This window comes from Rhodopirellula maiorica SM1, assembly GCF_000346295.1.
GTDB classification, from domain to species: Bacteria; Planctomycetota; Planctomycetia; order Pirellulales; family Pirellulaceae; genus Novipirellula; species Novipirellula maiorica.
The window spans coordinates 1-3,481 of sequence record NZ_ANOG01000417.1; the positions used below are offsets into that span (position 1 = coordinate 1).

Consider the following 3,481-nt stretch of genomic DNA (forward strand, 5'->3'; position numbering starts at 1 on the left):
AGACCGAAAAAGACATTGCACCTTAGTAAATTAGACGAGTTCGTTCTGAGATGTCTAAATTCAAGTCGATACCAACGTGCAGCCATAGGGAAACTTCAAATGAATCAAATTGTTCGATGCGTGCTCGCCAGTCTGTTTATGATGGTACTGACGTCGGTTGCGGCGGTCGGTCAGGAATCGCCATCCTACAATGCCCAACTCGATGAATATCCCTATCCGTTCCCTGTCGAGACGTTTGAGTTCACGTCGCAGCGACAGACGTTGCAGATGGCGTATATGCATTTGAAGGGTTCTGATGCGATGCCGACGGTCGTCCTGCTGCACGGCAAGAATTTTTCCGGTTCCTACTGGGAACAGACGGCGAAGCTTTTGCAGTCGAAAGGCTATTCCGTCTTGATTCCTGATCAAATCGGGTTTGGCAAATCGTCCAAGCCTGCCTACTACCAATTTGGGTTTCCTCAACTCGCGTACAACACGCGGCAATTGATCGAGAAGCTTGGAATCAAAAAAACGATCATCGTCGGACACTCGATGGGCGGGATGCTGGCAACCCGATACACACTGATGTTCCAGAGCGACGTTGATCGTTTGATTTTGGTGAATCCGATTGGTTTGGAAGACTATTTGAAATTCGTGCAGTACAAAGACGTTCAGTTCTTCTACCAGAACGAAATCAAAAAAACGCCCGCTGGCATCAAAGCGTATCAGCTGGAAAACTACTACGACGGCCGATGGGAATCGGCGTACGACGACTTGATGAAGATTCACGTTGGCTGGATCAACGGGCCCGATTGGGAGCGAGTCGCTTGGAACAATGCGATGACATACGACATGATCTTTTCGCAACCCGTTTGCAACGAATGGGCTGACATCGAGGTGCCCACGCGGCTGATTATCGGAACTCGCGATCGAACCGGGCCAGGGCGTGGTTGGAAGCGTCCAGGAGTCGATCGGGAAATGGGGCAATACCAAAATCTCGGCAAACAGACTGCGGCGCAGATTGAGGACAGTCAATTGTATGAGCTGGAGGGGCTCGGCCACATGCCTCAGATCGAAGCCTTTGACCGATTCCGCATCGAGTTCGAGAAAGCGTTGAGCCAGTGATCGAGTCCACTAGAAAGGAAACTCGGTTTTGAACAACCAGTGAAAATGTCGCCAAAGATCACCTGATCTTTAGCGATGTTTGCTGTAGTGTTTTTGGTAGCGGAAGCTGTCATGACTTCGTTGCCTTTGCAGATTGATCCGATAACTCTCGCACGAATTCCGCTACGCTAGAAACGAAGCTGCGACAAAGCGTCGTAATTCAGTTTTCTTCATCTTCCTGCCCAACCCAATTTCCTGCCTGCTGCACTAGCGCCGCTGACTAGAAGTGGCGGAACCACGAGCCGAGTGAGCGGCGACGTCGTTTTGCCGAAGACAACGTTGGATATTGATTCGGGCAGGAAGATGCGGTACTGCACGATCCCCAGCTTTTTTGGTTGTCCATGAATTGGGCATTGCGTTTTGCAACACCCAATGACCGTACTACTCAAGCGACCACAACGTTAATCTCGTTTGATCCTTGATCAGGAGAGCGTTCTTTAGCAGCACTGGTGGTGCCCATGTGGAACTGTCTGCGACCTGATAGCTGGCAACTTCTTCAAGAGCACCCGCGGTGGCTTTGATCACCTGCAGTTGCCCATTGTCCAGCAAGGCGACAACATGATCCGGTACCGACAGGAACGCCACGTTGTTTGCCGTTCGTCCCGGCCCGCGCCACAGCACTTCACCCGTCGCCGTATCGAGGCAGAATAGTTGCCCCTTCTTGTAGTGCGAGAATCCAAACAACAGGTCTCCGTTGATCACGGCAGTGCTCATATCCAAAGCGACGTCCTTTTGGAACCATCGCTCCTTCACCGACCACTTACCGTCCTTGAGCTCTGGTTCCAGACCATAGATGCCTCGATTCTCGCCGCCCAAGAGGATCCGCCCGTTGTGGAACGTGGGCGTCGGCATGTTCTGGTTGCTGGTGTACTGCGGAAGCGGGAACTCCCACAGCGCCGCTCCTGATTCACTGTCCACGCCCACAAGGGCACGATGGTTCCAATCGACGATTTGGCGGACACCGTGAATCTCCACAGCCAATGGCGACGAATAAGAAGCTCCATCATTGCCCTGGCTCCAGATTTCGTTGCCCGTCTTCACGTCCAACGCAACCAAAGCTCCTTTGTCGTCATTGCCAAAGTGTGCGACCACGCGATCACCGTCAACAATCGGCGAAGTGGAAGCGCCCCAGTTAGGGTGGTTCTGGGGGAAGCGTTTTCGGTAGTCACGGCGCCACAACAGATCCCCTGATTCTGCGTCCCAAGCAGATATCTCACCAAGGCTGCTGAGAGTGAAGACTCGGCCGTCGGCAAGGACGGGCGAAGACTTTGGGCCATTGCCATGCCGCTCGCCGCCTGACGAGGCTTTGAAGGGAACCGCATGAGTCTGCTTCCAAATCTCCTTTCCCGTGGCCAGTTCAAGACACTGCAACACTTCGTCGTCTCCCTGACGTGAGTGCTGATAAACGCGATCCTCGGCTACCAGCGGAGACCCATATCCGGTGCCCACATCCACCTGCCACACCTTGTTCAGCGATTTAGGCCACTGAGCGGGCGGCTGAAAATGATGGACCCAGCCGTCGCGGTCGGGGCCGAGAAAACCGGGCCATATGACGTCGTTGGCCGACAACACCGAACCGCCGAGCATTGATGATCCAAGCATCCATGCCAGAACAAACCGAATTGGCGTGGTGAGGTGAGTTGTTTTCACGTTCAATTTCCTGAATGAGGCCGATCTCGCTGGACTTAGGACAGCAGAGATATGGAGATAGGTAAATTTGGGAGCCATTGATGTTCATCGCTTTGAACCAATGACCAATTGGCCGGGCCGACCGCCATGGTACGAGTTGCAAGGATCGAGAAAAGGGTGCGATGGAAACACGAATATGTATCCTACGGCTTCACTGTAACTCATACGGTACTGCCAACATCGCGGATGGATTGATTTTGTTCCACCCGCGTCCTCTCGATCTTTTGTCGGCTTGCGGTATGGCGCTTCATCGATGTCGCGGAAAGACGAGTCGAGTGAGCCGCGTCGTTTTGTGATCGAGGTCAACATTTGGCTACTGAATTTGGCAGGAAAATGAAGGGGGCAGGAAGATGGGAATACCGCACTTGGTTCTGCTCCCTGACATGTTTTTGTCCTCCATCTTTTTGTTGGCTTGTGGTATGGCGTTTTGTCGATGTCGTGAATGGACGAGTCGAGTGAGCCGCGTCGTGGTGTGATCAAGGTCAACGTTTGGCTGCTGAATAAGGCAAAAACATGAGGGGCAAAAAAATGGGACACCGCAGACTGGTCCTGAAACCTTAATATGTTCATGCCCATCGCATCTTGCTGCTCGCCGGTTATCCGTCGCTTGATGGAGGTGGCGGAAGCACGATTCGAGTGAGCGGCGTCG

At 52.9% G+C, this 3,481-nt stretch carries 2 protein-coding genes; one reads left to right on the forward strand and one right to left on the reverse strand.

Annotated elements, in window-relative coordinates:
* The first annotated feature begins 99 nt into the window (after positions 1-99).
* The gene (locus RMSM_RS13335) at positions 100-1,104 is read left to right on the forward strand and encodes an alpha/beta fold hydrolase (RefSeq protein ID WP_008696712.1); all 1,005 of its coding nucleotides are present in this window, start codon (positions 100-102) and stop codon (positions 1,102-1,104) included.
* 420 nt (positions 1,105-1,524) lie between these two features.
* On the opposite strand, the gene RMSM_RS13340 is transcribed toward RMSM_RS13335, so the two are convergent.
* Entirely contained in the window at positions 1,525-2,793 is a 1,269-nt protein-coding gene (locus RMSM_RS13340) for a PQQ-binding-like beta-propeller repeat protein (protein ID WP_008696714.1), read from the reverse strand.
* Positions 2,794-3,481: the final 688 nt, after the last annotated feature.

Bases quoted from the DNA above. Each gene is read 5' to 3' on its own strand.
- RMSM_RS13335 (WP_008696712.1), top strand. From the start codon at position 100: ATGAATCAAATTGTTCGATGCGTGCTCGCCAGTCTGTTTATGATGGTA.